Origin of the sequence: Enterobacter sp. R-1.6.2, assembly GCF_035064085.1 — a bacterium.
Taxonomy (GTDB): Bacteria; Pseudomonadota; Gammaproteobacteria; order Enterobacterales; family Enterobacteriaceae; genus Enterobacter; species Enterobacter asburiae_B.
Genome location: NZ_JASEYI010000148.1, coordinates 1 through 277, shown reverse-complemented (window position 1 = coordinate 277; position 277 = coordinate 1). Strand labels below are relative to the sequence as shown.

Annotated in this window: 1 protein-coding gene; it reads right to left on the bottom strand. The window is 52.0% G+C overall.

Annotation, left to right across the window (positions count from 1 at the left end):
* Positions 1-277: transposase (locus QMN93_RS26185; RefSeq protein ID WP_323620256.1), on the bottom strand; the 277-nt coding region annotated here is incomplete at both ends.

Below are 277 nucleotides of genomic sequence, written 5' to 3'. Positions count from 1 at the left end.
CGGTGGAATCAATCACCAGATGCGCGATTTCACCCCGGGTGAACGTTTTGAAACTGACATTAACCGACTTTGCGCGCCTGCTGACACTGGTGTAATCCGGGCAGCGCAACGGAACATTCATCAGTGTAAAAATGGAATCAATAAAACCCTGCGCAGCGCGCAGGGTCAGCCTGAATACGCGTTTAATGACCAGCACAGTCGTGATGGCAAGGTCAGAATAGCGCTGAGGTCTGCCTCGTGAAGAAGGTGTTGCTGACTCATACCAGGCCTGAATAGC